The organism is Methyloversatilis sp. (assembly GCF_030696805.1).
Classification (GTDB): domain Bacteria; phylum Pseudomonadota; class Gammaproteobacteria; order Burkholderiales; family Rhodocyclaceae; genus Methyloversatilis.
The window spans coordinates 1-17,335 of sequence record NZ_JAUYRO010000036.1; the positions used below are offsets into that span (position 1 = coordinate 1).

15 protein-coding genes are annotated in these 17,335 nt (G+C 67.7%); 12 read left to right on the forward strand and 3 right to left on the reverse strand.

Annotation, left to right across the window (positions count from 1 at the left end):
* Positions 1–156: 156 nt before the first annotated feature.
* A complete protein-coding gene (locus Q8R75_RS04695) occupies positions 157–1,134 on the reverse strand; it encodes a LysR family transcriptional regulator (RefSeq protein ID WP_305626271.1) in 978 nt (325 codons plus the stop codon).
* A gap of 376 nt (positions 1,135–1,510) precedes the next feature.
* Between Q8R75_RS04695 and Q8R75_RS04700 the strand changes: the two genes are divergently transcribed.
* The 12 genes from Q8R75_RS04700 to Q8R75_RS04755 all read left to right on the forward strand — a co-directional run bounded on the left by Q8R75_RS04700 (position 1,511) and on the right by Q8R75_RS04755 (position 14,321).
* Positions 1,511–2,977 carry a form I ribulose bisphosphate carboxylase large subunit gene (locus Q8R75_RS04700; protein WP_305614039.1) on the forward strand — a complete coding sequence of 489 codons (1,467 nt, stop codon included), beginning with the start codon at positions 1,511–1,513 and terminating at the stop codon, positions 2,975–2,977.
* 161 nt (positions 2,978–3,138) lie between these two features.
* Positions 3,139–3,558 carry a ribulose bisphosphate carboxylase small subunit gene (locus tag Q8R75_RS04705; RefSeq protein WP_305614040.1) on the forward strand — a complete coding sequence of 140 codons (420 nt, stop codon included), beginning with the start codon at positions 3,139–3,141 and terminating at the stop codon, positions 3,556–3,558.
* Positions 3,559–3,572: 14 nt separating this feature from the next.
* On the forward strand, positions 3,573–4,463 hold the full coding sequence (gene cbbX / locus Q8R75_RS04710) for a CbbX protein (protein ID WP_305614041.1): 891 nt from the start codon (positions 3,573–3,575) through the stop codon (positions 4,461–4,463).
* A gap of 13 nt (positions 4,464–4,476) precedes the next feature.
* Positions 4,477–5,274, forward strand: coding sequence for an HAD-IA family hydrolase (locus Q8R75_RS04715; protein ID WP_305614042.1), 798 nt, complete (start codon positions 4,477–4,479; stop codon positions 5,272–5,274).
* Positions 5,271–5,975 (forward strand): ribulose-phosphate 3-epimerase, encoded by a 705-nt coding sequence (rpe, locus tag Q8R75_RS04720; RefSeq protein ID WP_305614043.1) that lies wholly within the window; start codon positions 5,271–5,273, stop codon positions 5,973–5,975. The genes Q8R75_RS04715 and rpe overlap by 4 nt, the downstream gene beginning before the upstream one ends.
* Positions 5,968–6,684 carry an HAD-IA family hydrolase gene (locus Q8R75_RS04725; RefSeq protein ID WP_305614044.1) on the forward strand — a complete coding sequence of 239 codons (717 nt, stop codon included), beginning with the start codon at positions 5,968–5,970 and terminating at the stop codon, positions 6,682–6,684. Before rpe ends, Q8R75_RS04725 begins: the two co-directional genes overlap by 8 nt.
* An 85-nt stretch (positions 6,685–6,769) precedes the next feature.
* Positions 6,770–7,843 carry a class 1 fructose-bisphosphatase gene (locus Q8R75_RS04730; RefSeq protein ID WP_305614045.1) on the forward strand — a complete coding sequence of 358 codons (1,074 nt, stop codon included), beginning with the start codon at positions 6,770–6,772 and terminating at the stop codon, positions 7,841–7,843.
* A gap of 395 nt (positions 7,844–8,238) precedes the next feature.
* Complete coding sequence (locus tag Q8R75_RS04735; RefSeq protein ID WP_305614046.1) at positions 8,239–9,129, forward strand: phosphoribulokinase; 891 nt, start codon at positions 8,239–8,241, stop codon at positions 9,127–9,129.
* A gap of 13 nt (positions 9,130–9,142) precedes the next feature.
* Positions 9,143–11,212: a transketolase gene (tkt, locus tag Q8R75_RS04740; RefSeq protein ID WP_305614047.1), complete on the forward strand. Its 2,070-nt coding sequence runs from the start codon at positions 9,143–9,145 to the stop codon at positions 11,210–11,212.
* Positions 11,212–12,105, forward strand: coding sequence for an aldehyde dehydrogenase (locus tag Q8R75_RS04745; protein WP_305614048.1), 894 nt, complete (start codon positions 11,212–11,214; stop codon positions 12,103–12,105). The genes tkt and Q8R75_RS04745 overlap by 1 nt, the downstream gene beginning before the upstream one ends.
* A gap of 62 nt (positions 12,106–12,167) precedes the next feature.
* On the forward strand, positions 12,168–13,184 hold the full coding sequence (gene fba / locus Q8R75_RS04750) for a class II fructose-bisphosphate aldolase (protein ID WP_305614049.1): 1,017 nt from the start codon (positions 12,168–12,170) through the stop codon (positions 13,182–13,184).
* A 300-nt stretch (positions 13,185–13,484) separates the two neighbouring features.
* A complete protein-coding gene (locus Q8R75_RS04755) occupies positions 13,485–14,321 on the forward strand; it encodes an aldehyde dehydrogenase (RefSeq protein ID WP_305614050.1) in 837 nt (278 codons plus the stop codon).
* 99 nt (positions 14,322–14,420) lie between these two features.
* Here the strand turns inward: Q8R75_RS04755 and Q8R75_RS04760 are convergent, their stop codons facing one another.
* A complete protein-coding gene (locus tag Q8R75_RS04760; RefSeq protein WP_305614051.1) occupies positions 14,421–16,280 on the reverse strand; it encodes a nuclease-related domain-containing DEAD/DEAH box helicase in 1,860 nt (619 codons plus the stop codon).
* Positions 16,281–16,358: 78 nt separating this feature from the next.
* Positions 16,359–17,231 carry a DMT family transporter gene (locus Q8R75_RS04765; RefSeq protein WP_305614052.1) on the reverse strand — a complete coding sequence of 291 codons (873 nt, stop codon included), beginning with the start codon at positions 17,229–17,231 and terminating at the stop codon, positions 16,359–16,361.
* Between the last annotated feature and the right edge of the window lie 104 nt (positions 17,232–17,335).

A 17,335-nucleotide genomic window follows, 5' to 3' on the forward strand; every position in this document is an offset into this window, starting at 1 on the left:
TCGCTGCGCTCACCCCAACCTACGGGGGAGTGGGAGAGTGGGAGAGTGGGGGCGGGGCGCGGGTGACGGGCCATGCCGGGGATTGGCGGGGTGCGCGCGTTGCGCCGACGTAGGTTGGGGTGAGCGCAGCGATGCCCAACGCCACCCCCGCACCCGCTACGTCGTCACCCCGTTCCCCGCCGCGCACACCTTCATCGACAGGGTCGTTTGCGGCGGCCGCAACAACTGGTCCTGGATGTGTTGCTGGCCGTGATCGATCAGGAAGCGTTCGAATTCCTCGCCGATACCGGTGAGCTGGCGCGACGCCAGCCGGATCACGTACCACTCGCGCTCGATCGGGTTGTCGGCCACCGGCAGCAGTGTCAGTTCGCCCGATTCAAGCTCGTGACGACAGATGTGTTGCGACATGAACGCAAGGCCGAAACCGGCGGCGCACATCTGTTTGATCGCCTCGTTGCTGGATAGCTCGGAACCGATGCGCAGGTTCAGGTCGGCCTCGCGAAACAGCTGCTCCAGCGTGGTTCGCGTGCCGGAGCCGCGTTCGCGCACCAGCAGGTCCTCCTTCGCCAGGTCGCGTAACGCGAGCCGCTTGCGCGCCATCAACGGGTGGGTGGGCGCGGCAACGAAAGCCATGGTGTGGCGGGCGAACGGCGTGGCCACCGTCTTCAGGTCCTTCGGCGGCCGACCCATGATGACCAGCTCGACCTCCTGCGTGGTCAGCAGGCGCACGATCTCGTCGCGGTTGCCCACCTTGAGCTTTACCTCGACATTCGGCTGTTCGCGTGCGAACACCACCAGCATGCGCGGCACCAGGTACTCGGCGGTGGTGACCACGCCGATGCGCAGCCGGCGCGACACCACGCCCCGATAGGCGGCCATTTCGTCGCCCACCTCGCGCCACAGGTCGAGAATGCGCGCCGCGTAGTCGGCCATCAACTCGCCAGCACCGGTCAGGCGGATGCCACGACCATCGCGCTCCAGCAGCGGCGTACCGGCCGACTCTTCCAGCAGCTTGAGCTGTATCGACACCGCCGGCTGGGTCAGGTGGATTTCGCTGGCTGCGCGCGACACGCTGCCCAGACGGGCGACCGCGTGCAGCGCAGAGAGCTGGCGTAGCGTGGCGTTCTTGAGCATGAGCAATCTCCTGCGGGCCGGAAAGGGACATCCGGTCCATTACAAGTTGCGCGCCAGCCTGGTCACGAGACCCCGAAAACGCGGTTCATGAGTGCCAAACCATTGATAAACAATAACTGATGTATGCAGTGCCGCGCCGCCGCAGCACCTCGGCACGACAACGCGCATTGCAGCGCCGGTCCCGCACCGCAAGCGGCGCTTGCAGTGGATGCAACCGATGCGGCAGCGCAGCATCCACGACCGGGCAAGGTCCGGACATAAGCTTAACTTAATCGAACTGGGAAAAAAACAAACTTTTCTTATCCATGGCGCTTCCCTAGATTGGGCTCAAAGCCGGGCTCCCACCGGCGAACGACCGCATTCACAGGAGGAAGACATGGGCGACATGAACACCCCGACGCAGATCACCGACGCGAAGAAACGCTACTCGGCCGGCGTCCTGAAATACGCGCAGATGGGCTACTGGGACAGCGACTACGAGCCGAAGCCGACCGACATCCTCGCGCTGTTCCGCATCACGCCGCAGGATGGCGTCGATCCGATCGAAGCCGCCGCCGCGGTGGCGGGCGAATCGAGCACCGCGACCTGGACCGTGGTGTGGACCGACCGCCTGACCGCCTGCGACATGTATCGCGCCAAGGCCTATCGCGTCGATCCGGTGCCCAACACGCCGGGCCAGTTCTTCGCCTACGTCGCTTACGACCTGTCGCTGTTCGAGGAAGGCTCGATCACCAACGTGGCCGCGTCGATCATCGGCAACGTGTTCTCGTTCAAGCCGCTGAAGGCGGCGCGGCTTGAAGACATGAAGTTTCCGGTCGCCTATGTGAAAACCTTCGCCGGCCCGCCGACCGGCATCATCGTGGAGCGCGAGCGGCTGGACAAATTCGGCCGCCCGCTGCTGGGTGCGACCACCAAGCCCAAGCTTGGCCTCAGTGGCCGCAACTACGGCCGCGTGGTGTACGAAGGTCTGAAGGGCGGACTGGATTTCATGAAGGACGACGAGAACATCAACTCGCAGCCCTTCATGCACTGGCGCGACCGCTTCCTTTTCGTCATGGACGCGGTGAACAAGGCCAGCGCCGCGACCGGCGAGGTCAAGGGCAGCTACCTCAATGTCACCGCCGGCACGATGGAGGAAATGTACCGGCGCGCCGATTTCGCCAAGGATCTGGGCTCGGTCATCATCATGGTCGACCTGGTGGTGGGCTACACCGCGATCCAGTCGCTGTCGCACTGGTGCCGCCAGAACGACATGATCCTGCACCTGCACCGCGCCGGCCACGGCACCTACACGCGGCAGAAGAACCACGGCGTGAGCTTCCGCGTCATCGCCAAGTGGATGCGCATGGCCGGGGTCGACCATATCCACGCCGGCACCGCGGTGGGCAAGCTCGAAGGCGACCCGATGACGGTGCAGGGCTATTACAACGTGTGCCGCGACACGCACACCGAAGTCGACCTGCAGCGCGGCATCTACTTCGATCAGGACTGGGGCGCGCTGAAGAAGGTGATGCCGGTCGCGTCCGGCGGCATCCACGCCGGCCAGATGCACCAGCTGATCGACCTGTTCGGCGACGACGTCGTGCTGCAGTTCGGCGGTGGCACCATCGGCCACCCGCAGGGCATCCAGGCCGGTGCCACCGCCAACCGCGTCGCACTCGAAGCCATGGTGCTGGCGCGCAACGAAGGCAGGAACATCAAGGAAGAGGGCCCGCAGATCCTGCGCGACGCCGCGAAATGGTGTTCGCCGCTGGCCGCCGCCCTCGATACCTGGGGCGACATCACCTTCAACTACGCCTCGACCGACACCTCGGACTTCGCGCCGACGCCGTCGGTGGCGTGACGCCGCCTGCAGGAGCGACGCCCTTCTCCCCTCTCCCGCATCAGCGGGAGAGGGGCCGGGGGTGAGGGAACAAGCGCCGCAGCCCTCACCCGGCGCTACGCGCCACCCTCTCCCGCTGATGCGGGCGAGGGATTGAAGAAACCCTATCCAGGAGAACCACCATGCGCATCACCCAGGGCACCTTTTCTTACCTGCCGGACCTCACCGATTCCCAGATCGCGGCGCAGATCGACTACTGCCTCGACCAGGGCTGGGCGGTCGGCATCGAGTACACCGATGACCCGCACCCGCGCAACACCTTCTGGGACATGTACGGCAACCCGATGTTCGACATCCGCGACGCGACCGCCATCCTGATCGAGGTGAACGCCTGCCGCGCTACCTTTCCGCAGTACTACATCCGGGTGACCGCATTCGACTCGACGCACGGCACCGAATCCGTCGTGCTGTCGTTCATCGTGAACCGGCCCGATGCCGAACCCGGCTTCCGCCTGATCCGTACCGAAGAGCCGGGCCGCACCGTGCGCTACAGCATCGAAAGCTATGCCGTGCAGGCGCGTCCGGAAGGCGCGCGTTACTGAAGGAGGTTTGCCTCATGGACGCCGCCACCGTACCGACGACCGGAATCGCATCACCGCGCTCGATGTTCGCATCGTCCGGCGTGCAGGCGCTGCTCGACCAGCTTGACGACGAGCTGATCGGGCTGGCGCCGGTCAAGGGCCGCATCCGCGACATCGCGGCGCTGCTGCTGATCGACCGGCTGCGCGCCGAACAGGGCCTGCAGTCGACGCCGCCATCGCTGCACATGTGCTTCACCGGCAACCCGGGCACCGGCAAGACCACGGTAGCGCTGCGCATGGCCGAGGTGCTGAAGCAGCTCGGCTATGTGCGCAAGGGTCACATGGTGGCGGTGACGCGAGACGATCTGGTCGGCCAGTTCATCGGCCACACCGCGCCCAAGACGAAGGAAATCATCAAGAAGGCAATGGGCGGCGTGTTGTTCATCGACGAGGCCTACTACCTGTACCGGCCGGAGAACGAACGCGACTACGGTCAGGAAGCGATCGAAATCCTGCTGCAGGCGATGGAGAACCACCGGGACGATCTGGTGGTGATCCTCGCCGGCTACCGCGACCGCATGGACACCTTCTTTTCCAGCAATCCCGGCATGGCGTCGCGCATCGCGCACCACATCGACTTCCCGGACTACGACCAGGACGAATTGATGCACATCGCCCAGCTGATGCTGCGCAACCTGAACTACCGCTTCGACGACACCGCCGAAGCGGCGTTCGAGCGCTATCTCGGCCTGCGCCGCCAGCAGCCGCACTTCGCCAACGCACGCTCGGTGCGCAACGCGCTCGACCGTATCCGGCTGCGCCACGCCACCCGGCTGTTCGCCACCGACACCGCGCCGACGCGCGACGCGCTGTGCACCTTGTATGCCGAAGACGTGCTGGCCAGCCGCGTGTTCGCAAGCGATTGAAAGGAAGACCGACGTGCCCGCAATCCGCCCTGACGCACTGATCTTCGACGTCGACGGCACACTCGCCGACACCGAAGAGGCTCACCGCACCGCCTTCAACCTCGCCTTCGAACAGCAAGGGCTGGGCTGGAATTGGTCGCGCGCCGACTACCGCCGCCTGCTGACGACCACTGGCGGCAAGGAACGCATCGCCCGCCACATCGGCGCGCTTGACCTGACGGACGCCGAACGCGCCGGGCTGCTCGACCGGCTGCCGCAGATCCACGCGGCGAAGACCCGCTTCTACAGCGCCGTGGTGCGCGACGGCGCTGTGCCGCTGCGCCCGGGCGTGGCCCGCCTGCTCGACGAGGCGGGCCACGCCGGCTGCCGGCTGGCCATCGCCAGCACCACCACGGCGATCAACGTGGATGCGCTGCTGCATGCCACGCTGGGCGCGCGCGCGCTCGAACGCTTCGCCGTCATCGCCTGCGGCGACCAGGTGGCCGCGAAGAAGCCGGCGCCCGACATCTACCTGCTCGCGCTCGAGCACCTCGGCGTGCGCGCCGATCAAGCCATCGCCTTCGAAGATTCGCTCAATGGCCTGCGCGCTGCGCGCGCCGCCGGCCTTTGGACGGTGATCACGCCAACCTTCTGGACCGAAGACAGCGATTTTTCCGACGCCGATCTGGTGCTGCCGCAATTGGGCGATGCCGCCTCGCCGCTGCCGGACGAACCGGGCACCCGCCTGCGCCACCTCGCATGGCTCGGCTTCGACGAACTGTGCCGGCTGGCCGGCGGCGAGGCGCATCCGGCGGATGCCGCACTGCGATGAACAGACCCCTGCGCATCGCCCCCAGCCTGCTGTCGGCCGACTTCGCCCGCCTCGGCGCCGAAGTGGCGGCCGTCATCGACGCTGGCGCCGATCTGATCCATTTCGACGTGATGGATAACCACTACGTGCCCAACCTGACCGTCGGCCCGCTGGTGTGCCAGGCGATCAAGCCCTGGGCCACGGTGCCGATCGACGTGCATCTGATGGTCAAGCCGGTCGATGCGCTGATCCCGCTGTTCGCCAACGCCGGCGCGGCCATCATTTCCTTCCACCCGGAAGCGAGCGAACACGTCGACCGCACCCTCCAGCTGATCCGCAGCCACGGCGTGAAAGCCGGCCTGGTGCTGAACCCGGCGACGCCGCTCAACGTGCTCGACCACGTGCTCGACCAGCTCGATCTGGTGCTGTTGATGTCGGTGAACCCCGGCTTCGGCGGCCAGCGCTTCATCGAGTCGGTGCTGCCGAAGATCGAGGCGGCGCGCCGGCGCATCGACGCCAGCGGCCGCAACATCTGGCTCGAAGTCGACGGCGGCGTCAATGCCGATAACGCGGCGCAGGTGGGCGCGGCCGGCGCCGACACCCTGGTCGCCGGCTCGGCCGTGTTCACCGGCGGCCGCTACGCCGATTCCATTCGCACGCTGCGCGAACGCGCCCTCGTGGGCCGCGCGCAGGCACTTACCGCCGAGGCCATCCATGCTTGACCTGTGCCACAAACCAAGCCGCATCCACGCCATCGCCTTCGATCTCGACGGCACCCTGGTCGACAGTGCCGCCGACATCTGGCACGCGCTGAACTTCGGTCTGTCGCAGGCCGGCCTGCCCGCTGTCGATCTCGTCACCGTGCGTGGCTGGATCGGCGGCGGGCCGGATCGGCTGATCTCGCGCGCACTCGACCATCTCGGCCTCGCGCACAGCGACGGCACGCTGCACGCCCGGCTGCGCGCCGATTTCGACCACGCCACGCTGGAGGCGCCGCTCGATCACGGCATGGTCTATGACGGTATCGAAGAAATGGTCGAAGGCCTGTACGCCATCTGCCCGCTGGTGGTGGTGACCAACAAGCCGACGCCGCTGGCGCGTGCGGTACTCGGCGCCGCCGGCCTGCTGCCCTTCATGTCGTCGGTCTACGGCGGCGACCGCAGCGAACTGCTCAAACCCTCGCCCGCGCTGCTTGAGGCCGCCGCTACCCGGCTCGCAGTGAATCCGGCGCAACTGCTGATGGTCGGCGACAGTTCAGCCGACCTGCTTGCTGCGCAGGCCGCCGGCTGCCCGGTCGCGCTGGTGGGCTGGGGATACGGGACAGCGGGGGGAGCGCACGCCAGCGCACCCGGCGTCGACGCCTGGCCGGTCGGCTCGCCGTCGCAACTGCTCGCGGAAATGAGCGCGCGCTTCAAGGAAGAGACCGAATAGCGCCCAACACACACGCGGCACACCCGCGCAGCGCCTCACAGACGGCGCACGCATCCAGGCATTCACATCAAGGGAGGAGAGACTCATGCCCACAGGCGGACGCACCACGCTGGTCCAGTACCTGATCGAAGAACGCCGCCGTCACCCCGAGGCGACCGGCGACCTCAATGCGCTGATCACGGACGTCGCGCTCGCCTGCAAGGCGATTTCGCGCAAGGTGGCTTTCGGCGGCCTGGCCGGGGTACTTGGCTCGGCTGGCAGCGGCAATGTGCAGGGAGAGGAACAGAAGACGCTGGACCTGCTCAGCAACCAGATCTTCCTGCGCGCCAACGAATGGGGCGGCCACGTCGCCGCCATGGCGTCGGAAGAACTGGACGACATCGCGCTGCTGCCGGCGCAGTACCCGCGCGGCAAATACCTGCTCGCCTTCGACCCGCTCGACGGCTCGTCCAACATCGACGTGAACGTGTCGGTCGGCAGCATCTTTTCGATCACCCGCGCGCGCACGCCGGGTGAGGACGCGAAGACGGCCGACTTCCTGCAGGCAGGGCGCGAACAGGTGTGCGCCGGCTACGCCATCTACGGCCCGTCTACCATGCTGGTGCTGACGCTGGGCCGCGGCACGCACGCCTTCACGCTGGACCCGATGCTCGGCGAATGGGTGCTCAGCCACCCCGACCTGAAGGTACCGGCCGCGACGCGCGAATTCGCGATCAATGCGTCGAACAGCCGCTTCTGGGAGCCGGCGGTGCGCCGCTACGTCGACGAGTGTCTGGCCGGGCGCACCGGCCCGCGCGGCGCCGACTTCAACATGCGCTGGATCGCCTCTCTGGTAGCCGAAACGCACCGCATCCTGATGCGCGGCGGCGTGTTCCTCTACCCGAAGGACAACAAGGATCCGGCCAAGCCCGGCCGCCTGCGCCTGCTCTACGAAGCCAGTCCGATCGCCTTCCTGATCGAACAGGCGGGCGGCATGGCCAGCACCGGACGCAGCCGGCTGATGGACGTGCAGCCCGAGTCGCTGCACCAGCGCATCGGCTTCGTGTTCGGCTCCAGCGAAGAAGTCTCGCGCATCGAGGCCTACCACCGCGAACCGCCGGCCGACACCTTCCAGTCACCGCTGTTCGGCAAACGCGGCCTGTTCGCCGACGCCGTCTGACCCCGCTTTTCTCCCCTCTCCCGCATCAGCGGGAGAGGGGCCGGGGGTGAGGGCACGGCGTTGCGCCACCCTCTCCCGCTGATGCGGGAGAGGGATTGAAGAACCGAACCACGGAGAAGCACATGCGCATCACCCAAGACACCGCTTACTTCCTGGCCCCTGCAGGAGCGGGCCCTGCCCGCGATGCGGCCTCCATCCACGCGCCGGCGGTCATTCGAGGCCGCCATCGCGGGCAGGGCCCGCTCCTGCGAAAAACGTCGCGATCGACGCCCTTCTCCCCTCTCCCGCATCAGCGGGAGAGGGGCCGGGGGTGAGGGCACGGCGTTGCGCCACCCTCTCCCGCTGATGCGGGAGAGGGATTGAAGAGCCGAATCACGATCAAAAGGATTGCTTTCATGTCAGTGAAACACCCCATCGTTGCCATCACCGGCTCGTCCGGCGCCGGCACCACGTCGGTCACGCGCACCTTCGAGAACATTTTCCGCCGCGAGAACGTGGCCGCCGCCCTCATCGAAGGCGACAGCTATCACCGCTACGACCGCACCGAAATGAAGCGCATGATGGCCGATGCGGAAGCCGGCGGCAGTGCGCAGTTCAGCCCGCACTTCAGCCACTTCGGCGAAGAGGCCAACCTGTTTGCCGAACTGGAACAGTTGTTCCGCGACTACTCGGAAAGCGGCGGCGGACGCAGCCGCAAGTACCTGCACAACGACGACGAAGCCGCGCCGTACAAACAGCCGGCCGGCACCTTCACGCCATGGGAGCCGCTGCCGGCGAGCGACCTGCTGTTCTACGAAGGCCTGCACGGCGGCGTGAAGACAGAACATGTTGATGTATCCCGGTACGCCGATCTGCTGATCGGCGTGGTGCCTGTCATCAACCTCGAGTGGATCCAGAAGATCCACCGGGACCGCAGCACCCGCGGCTATTCCACCGAAGCCGTGACCGACGTCATCCTGCGGCGCATGCACGACTACGTGCATTACATCTGCCCGCAATTCACGCGCACGCACATCAACTTCCAGCGCGTGCCGGTGGTGGACACCAGCGACCCGTTCATCGCCCGCACCATTCCGACTGCCGACGAAAGCCTGGTGGTGATCCGCTTTTCGAATCCGCGTGGCTTCGACTTTCCCTACCTGCTCAGCATGCTGCACGACTCGTTCATGTCGCGCGCCAACACGCTGGTGGTGCCGGGCGGAAAGATGGAACTGGCTATGCAGCTCATCTTCACGCCGATGATCCTGCGCCTGCTGGAACGCCGTCGGCAGCAACTGGCCGCCTGAAGGGATGACCGCCATGAACGACGCAAACCGGATCCTGCGCAGGCAATGCGCCAATGCACTGCGCGTACTCGCGATGGACGCGGTGCAGGCCGCCAATTCCGGCCACCCCGGCATGCCGATGGGCATGGCCGACATCGCCGAGGCGCTGTGGCGCCACCACCTGAAGCATGACCCGGCCGACCCGCACTGGCCCGACCGCGACCGCTTCGTGTTGTCCAACGGCCACGGCTCGATGCTGCTGTACGCGCTGCTTCACCTCTGCGGCTACGACCTGCCGATGGACGAGCTGCGGCGCTTCCGCCAACTGCATTCGCGCACGCCCGGCCACCCCGAGGTCGACATCACGCCGGGCGTGGAAACGACCACCGGTCCGCTCGGCCAGGGCCTGGCCAACGCGGTCGGCATGGCGCTGGCGGAAAAGCTGCTCGCCGCGGAATTCAACCGCCCCGGCCACCCCGTGGTCGATCACCGCACCTGGGTATTCCTCGGCGACGGCTGCCTGATGGAAGGCATCAGCCACGAAGTGTGTTCGCTCGCCGGCACCTGGAAGCTGAACAAGCTGGTCGCCTTCTACGACGACAACGGCATTTCGATCGACGGCGACGTCGCCGGCTGGTTCACCGACGACACGCCGGCCCGCTTCGAAGCCTACGGCTGGACAGTGGTGCGCAATGTCGACGGCCACGACGCGGCGGCGCTGGACGCGGCGATCGAAGCGGCGCTGCGCAGCGAACGCCCGGTGCTGGTGTGCTGCAAAACGAGTATCGGTTACGGCTCGCCGAACCGCGCCGGCAGCGCCAAGGCGCACGGCGAGGCGCTGGGCGACGCAGAAATCGCGCTCACCCGCGAGGCGCTGGGCTGGACGGCACCGCCGTTCGAAATACCCGCCGCGCTGCAGTCCGCCTGGTCGGCGCGCGCCCGCGGCGCGCTCGCCCACCGCGACTGGCAACAACGCTTCGAGCACTACGCCGGGGCCTTCCCGGAACTGGCGGCCGAACTGCAGCGGCGGCTGCGCCGCGACGCGCCGCCGTCGTCGGAGGCGTTGCGCGCGCTCGAAGCCGCCTGCGACGCGGCCGAACTGCGCGCCGCAACGGTGGCCACGCGCAAGGCCTCGCAGGACGTGCTGCACATCGTGGCACCGGCGATGCCGGAACTGCTCGGCGGCTCGGCCGACCTGACCGGTTCCAACCTCACCGACTGGAAGGGCCACCGGCCGCTCAAGGGCGAAGGCACGGGCAACCACGTGCATTACGGCGTGCGCGAATTCGGCATGTCGGCGCTGATGAACGGCGTCGCGCTGCACGGTGGCTACCGGCCCTACGGCGGCACCTTCCTCACCTTTTCCGACTATTCGCGCAACGCCATCCGCATGTCGGCGCTGATGCACCTGCCGGTGGTGTACGTGTTCACGCACGACTCGATCGGGCTGGGCGAAGACGGCCCGACGCACCAGCCGGTGGAACACGCGTCCAGCCTGCGGCTGATTCCGGACGTCGACGTGTGGCGCCCGTGCGACGCCACCGAAACGGCGGTGGCATGGCGCGAAGCGCTGCGCCGCGGCGCCACCCCGCGACCCGGCCCCTCCTGCCTGCTGCTGACCCGCCAGGCGCTGCCGCACGCCGGCGACGGCACGGCGCGCGTCGACGACATCGCCCGCGGCGGCTATGTGCTGCGCCGGCCGCGCGGCGAACGGCTGTGCCTGATCGCCACCGGTTCCGAAGTCGGCCTGGCGCTGCGCGCCGCCGACCTGCTGGCCGCCGAAGGCCTGCCGGCGCGCGTGGTGTCGATGCCCTGCGTCGAAGCGTTCGAGCGGCAGGACGCGCGCTGGAAGCAGGACGTCATTCCGCGCCACCTGCCCCGCCTGGCGATCGAGGCCGGCAGCACCGGCCTGTGGTGGAAGTACGTCGGCGAGCCGGGCGTCAGCGGCGACGTGGTCGGGCTCGACCGCTTCGGCGAATCGGCGCCGGCGGGCGAACTGTTCGCGCTGTTCGGCCTCACCGCCGAAGCGCTGCACGAACGCGCCCGCGCGCTGATCGACGCGGTGCCTGCCGCCGGCCGCGACGCGCTGTCGCTGCACGGCTGATGGTGCGCGCGCGCATCGCCATCGACGGCGGCGGCGGCCTCGCGCGCAGCGTGCTCGACGCGCTGCGCGGCGCCGCCGGGCTCGAACTCGTGATCATCAACGGGCACGACGACGGTGCGGATGCCGGGGCTGCCGGCGTTCCGACCAGCCGTGTGCGTGACGCCCGCCGCCTGCCGTGGAAACGGCACGCCGTCGATATCGTGCTCGATTGTTGCGGGCGCGATGCGAGGGTGCATCTGGCGGCGGGCGCGCGCAAGGTGCTCAGTTGCGCCGCCGCCGGCACGGCGGCCGACGCCACCGTGGTCTATGGCGTCAACCACGGCGCGCTGCGCGACACGCATGCGAGCGTGCACAGCGCCTGCCGCGCCACCCACGCCATCGCGCCGGTGGCGCGCCTGCTGCATGACGCGCTGGGCATTTCCAACGCCATGCTGACCGCGGTGCACAGCCGCCCGCACGACGGCGCCATCGCGCTGCCCGGTGCCACCGGTGCTGCCGCGCACCTGCACCGCGTGCTACCCGAACTGAACCACTGCTTCGACGAAACCGAGCCGATGCGCATACCCGGCGCGCACGCGTCGCTGATCGGCATGGTGTTCGTGGCGCAGCGCGCAACGACGGTCGAAGAGGTCAACGCGCTGATGCAGACCGCCGCCTTCGGCGACTGGGCCGCACTGCTGCGCTACGCCGACACGCCCTTCACCACCGCGCTGTCGGCGCGCGACACGCGGTCGAGCGTGTTCGAAGCGGGCTGGACCCAGGTGTCGGGCCGCGTCGTGAAGGTGTGCGCCGGCTATCGCGGCGACCACGGCTTCGCGCACCGGCTGGTCGACACCGTGCGGGCGATGGCGCACCTCCCTGCCCACCTCCCTGCACACGTCCCGGCGCAATGACGGCAAACGGCGCCCGGACGACCCACATTTACTGGATACAGACCCACCCGGAGGAGTTTCACATGGCAATGATTTCACTGCGGCAACTGCTGGACCACGCCGCCGAAAACGCCTATGGCGTACCGGCGTTCAACATCAACAACCTCGAACAGATCCAGGCCATCATGCAGGCGGCGCAGAAGGTGAATGCGCCGGTCATCCTGCAGGCCTCGGCCGGCGCCCGCAAATACGCCGGCGAACCCTTCCTGCGCCGGATGGTGGAGGCGGCCGCCGAAATGTACCCGGACATTCCCATCGTCATGCACCAGGACCATGGCGCCAGCCCGGCCGTGTGCGTACAGTCGATCCGCTCCGGCTTCACCAGCGTCATGATGGACGGCTCGCTGATGGAAGACGCGAAGACGCCCGCCAGCTACGACTACAACATCGAAGTGACGCGCCGCGTGGTCGACATCGCGCACGCCGTCGGCGTGTCGGTCGAGGGCGAACTGGGCTGCCTCGGCTCGCTCGAATCGGGTACCGCCGGCGAGGAAGACGGCGTCGGCGCGGCCGGCGTGCTGACGCACGAACAGATGCTGACCGACCCGGAACAGGCCGCCGACTTCGTCGCCGCCACCGGCGTGGACGCGCTGGCGATCGCCATCGGCACCAGCCACGGCGCCTACAAGTTCTCCCGCAAGCCAACCGGCGACATCCTCGCCATCGACCGCATCAAGGCCATCCACGCCCGCCTGCCTAACACCCACCTGGTGATGCACGGATCGAGCAGCGTGCCGCAGGACTGGCTGGCGGTGATCCGCGAACACGGCGGCGACATCAGGCAAACCTACGGGGTGCCGGTCGAAGAGATCCAGGAAGGCATACGCCACGGCGTGCGCAAGGTGAACATCGACACCGACATCCGCCTCGCGATGACCGGCGCCATGCGCCGCGCAATGGCCCGCGACCCGTCCGAATTCGACCCGCGCAAATTTCTCAAGGACGCCACCATCGCCGCCCGCGACCTGTGCATCGACCGCTTCGAAGCCTTCGGCTGCGCCGGCATGGCCGGACGCATCGTGTTGCGCGCAGCGGCCTGACCCCTGCTGCTATCCAGAAACGGGCCCGGCCCGCGATGCGGCGGTCGATCGGCCGCCCCCCGCACCGGATCGTCCTCGATCCGCGGAAGGGCGTTTGCGCCGCATACGGCAAGAGCGGAGACTTCAGCCCCTTGCGACCGTGCGGGGTCATGAGCTTCACCGTGTCTCGGGATGGCTGAACAGCCGCTTCCGGGAACCGGCGTTCGCGCGCTATGTCGATGAGTAAAGTCATCGCGAGGTTTTCATGTCGGTCAGGCATCCCATCATTTCGATTACGGGCCCGTCCGGCGCGGGTACGACATGAGGCGGATCGCCATCGACGGCTGCGGGCGCACTGCGCGCGACGCGCGGGCGGCAATCTGCACGCACCCGGCCTTCTGCGCCAACGGCGGGCTGGAACTGGTCAGCGTGACGGCGCGCGGCGATGCCGCTGGCGAGGCCACGCCCGCCTGGGGCAAACACGGTGTCGACATCGTGCTCGATTGTTCGGGCGGCGACCCGCGACGGCACCTCGCAGCCGGCGCCACCAAGGTGCTGTGCGGCGCGCCGGCTAGCGGCTTCGCGTTCGACGGCATGGTGGTGTTCGGCGTGAACCACATGCGGATCGACGGCTCGCATCGCCTGCTGCACGGCGCTTGCAGTGCCACCCACGGCATCGCGCCCGTGGCACGCCTGCTGCACTACGCAGTGGGCATCGAACACGCCGTCATCACGCCGATGCACGACGTGCAGCACTGTGCCGGCATCGCCTGTGGGTGCGCAGGCAGCGTGGCCGCGCAGCTGCAGCAGGTGCTGCCCCGCCTGCCGGGCACGCTGGACGAAACACCGCCGGTGCATGTGCCGGACTGCGATCTCGTGCTGCTCGGCATGGTGTTCGCCGCCGGGCGCGAAACCAGCGTGGAAGAAGTGAATGCGCTCATCCAGTGCGCCAGCTTCGGCGCCTACGACGACCTGCTGCGCTACTGCGACGGCCCGGTCGCCGGCAGATCCGGCGCGGCCGACCTGCACTCGTGCCTGTTCCAGGCGGCGCTGACCCAGGTGTCGGGCCGCATCGTCAAGGTGTGCGCCGGCTACCGCAGCGAACTGGGCTACGCGCGCCGGCTGGTCGATACACTGGAAGTGATGGCACGCGTCTGACCTTCCGGTTCGCTGCCCGGCCCGCCGCCCGACGACCAAGCCGTGACCATGCGGATTGCGCCTGTCGCGACGAGGGAGACCTCAACCTGCTGGCGGTTGCTACAGACCCGCACCGCCCTGCATGGCCTTCAGACGCGCAGCGAATCCCCGTTCGGCGGAGGCCGTCACCAGCAGGCGCTCGGTCGAACGCGTCATGGCGACATACAGCAGCTTGGCGTCGGCAGCCACCCTGTCCGCGTCGTCTTCCGCCCGCGGCAGGGTGTGGGCGCCGCACACGACCACAAACGGAAATTCCAGCCCCTTGCTGCTGTGCATGGTCATGAGCTTAACCGTGTCCTCGGACGGGCTGAAACGACGCTTCGACTTCGAGTCGGACAGCCAGTGCACAGGGATCGATGACGCTCTCAGGTAGCGATGAAGGCGGTCACCGATGTACGTGTCGGGGCAGGCGATGCACATGTCGGCCCACGCCAGGCCGCGTTCCGCATGCATCTTCTTCAGCGTGCGCGTGATGAGCGCCATTTCATCGCCCTCCGACTCGAGGATGCGCAGCACCGGCGGCGGACCGCGGCGGCCACTCGACTGCGGCTCGATCAGCGGCACGTGGTCGTCGTCGGCATCGGCTGCGGTCAGGTAGGCACGCGCAAAGTCATAGGCGAAGCGGATCACGTCCTCGGTGTTGCGGTAGTTGAGCTTGAGCACCGTGCTGCGGCCGCGCGCCTGTATGCCCACGCTGGACAGACTGAAGTCGAGACCGCCGCGCTTGCCGTAGATGGACTGCGCATCGTCGTACAGCATCAGGAAGGCGTTGGTTTCCGGATCGACCATGCCGACGACGAGGCGCAACCATTCGGGCGCGAAGTCATGCCCCTCGTCGATCATCACGGCGCCGTACTGACCGCGCGGAATGAAACCCTTGTCGACGGCGGCGATCACGGCGGACACGACACGATCGAAATAGTCCTGACCGGCCGCGGGGCGTTCGACGTGATAGGTCCGCAACTGTTCGCTGCACCAGTCGTGGAAGTGATACACGCTCACCTTGTCGGCCAGGCCGCGGGTGGCGATGAGATCGCGCAGGCGCGCCGCCAGCGCGATGTTGTAGCAGAGCACGAGAATGGGTCTGGCAAGCACGCGGGCCAGATGCAGGCAGCGGTAGCCGAGGATGAGCGTCTTTCCGGAACCGGCCACGCCATGGATGACGCGGTGCCCCTCACCCAGGCTGCGCGCCAGCAGCTCCTGCTGCATGTCCATCACCTTGACGAGATCCGGCAACACGCTGTCGTCCGCTGCGTCGTCGTCCGCAGCGGCAAAAAGATCGGCCTGCTGATGACCGATGCGCACCTCCGGAAACAGATGCCAGCGTATGCGGTCGATCTGCGGCAGCGTGAGGCTCTGCGGGAAGCTCACGTCGAACATGTTCCACAGCTGCTGCTGGAAGGCTTCGGCATCGCTCGCCTCGCGCATTTCGTCGGCGCAGATCACGCGATGGGGCGGCAGCACATCCGCGAGATCGGTGGCTTCGAACTGTTTGCGCGTCATGCCGCTGAGCACCACGCCATAGCCCCACGGCAGCACGAGCTTGCCCCGGTGCCGGCCGTCGTGCTGAACCAGCTGCGGATCGCGCTCCAGGTCGCCGATCAGCTGATAGGCGCACTGCCTGACCTGCTCCAGCGGATTGCTCACCACCCTCGGGCCGGCCTCGGTCAGAAGCTGCACGGATACGCGGTCGATGGACTGTATGGTGGCCAGGCGCCAATCCTTCACCTCGAGCAGCAACAGGCCGCGGCGGGGGTGCAGGACGATGAAGTCCGAGTAGCGTCGGCGGGCGCCGACCGGCATGTCGTACCAGCACAGGTAGTCGTCTTCGAGCTTGTCTTCGAGACGCTGCGCAAAACGTCGTTCGCCCGCCTGCATGCGGGATGCGCAGGCGGTGTATGAAGGAATGAGCGTGGCCATGCTTCAGGATGAAGGCACCAGACAACGTGCATGATAGTCGTGTATGCCTGCCGGGGTCGGGCGTGCAGGGCATGACCTTCAGCGACGACGGCACAGCAGCACGCCGCCCAGCGCCAGCGCGAAGCCCGCGATCTGCACCACAGTCAGTCGCGCGTCGAACAGCCACCACGCCTGCACGGCGGCCAGCGGTGGCGCCAGCAACAGCAGCACGGTCACCTTCGCCGCCGAACCGCGGCGCACCATCCACACCAGCAGCGTGGTCGCCACACCCGACAGCGCGAACACCGACCAGGCAAGCGCGCCCCACAGCGCCGCCCCCGGCCGCCACAGATAGCCCCCCTCCGATCCGCCAAGCAGCCAGGCAGCCAGCCCGACGACCGCGGCACCGCCCATGTACTGCACTGCGCTAGCGCTGATTAGATCGGCACCGGCCAGCGACGTTTTCTGGATCAGCGTGCCGGCCGTGATCGCCGTGACCGACAGCAGCGCCACGACGATCACCAGTGCCGACAGTCCGTCGCCGTCGACGGCGGACAGTCGCGGCGACAGCACCAGCAGCACGCCCACCGCCCCGGTTGCAAGCCCGGCCCAGAAGCTGCGGCCGACCGGCTCGTCGAACAGCCGCTGCGCGATCAGCGCGGTCACCATGGGTTGCAGCGTGCCGAGCAGCGCCATCACCGCCGGCGACAGGCCGTGCGTCACCGCCCAGTAGCCGCCGCCGACATACACACCCTGCAGCAGAGCGCCCGCCAGCACATGCTTCGGCCACGTCGCCCGCGCCGGCCAGGTCACCCGCAGCGCCAGCGCCAGCCCGGCGAACAGCAGCACCGACGCCAGAAAGCGCACCAGCAGAAACAGGTTGGGATCCGCCACGCCATCGATCGCTCGCGCGACGATGAAGCCGGTGGACCAGATCAGCACGAACAGCACGGGCGCGAAGACGTTCAACACGAGGCCGCCGACAACGAAAAACGCGCAGTCTGGCCGAAGCCGGGCTGCGCGTGTTCGAAAAGCGTGTGGCTGCGGGGCCCCCATGTGGGAGGGGGACCCTTTGT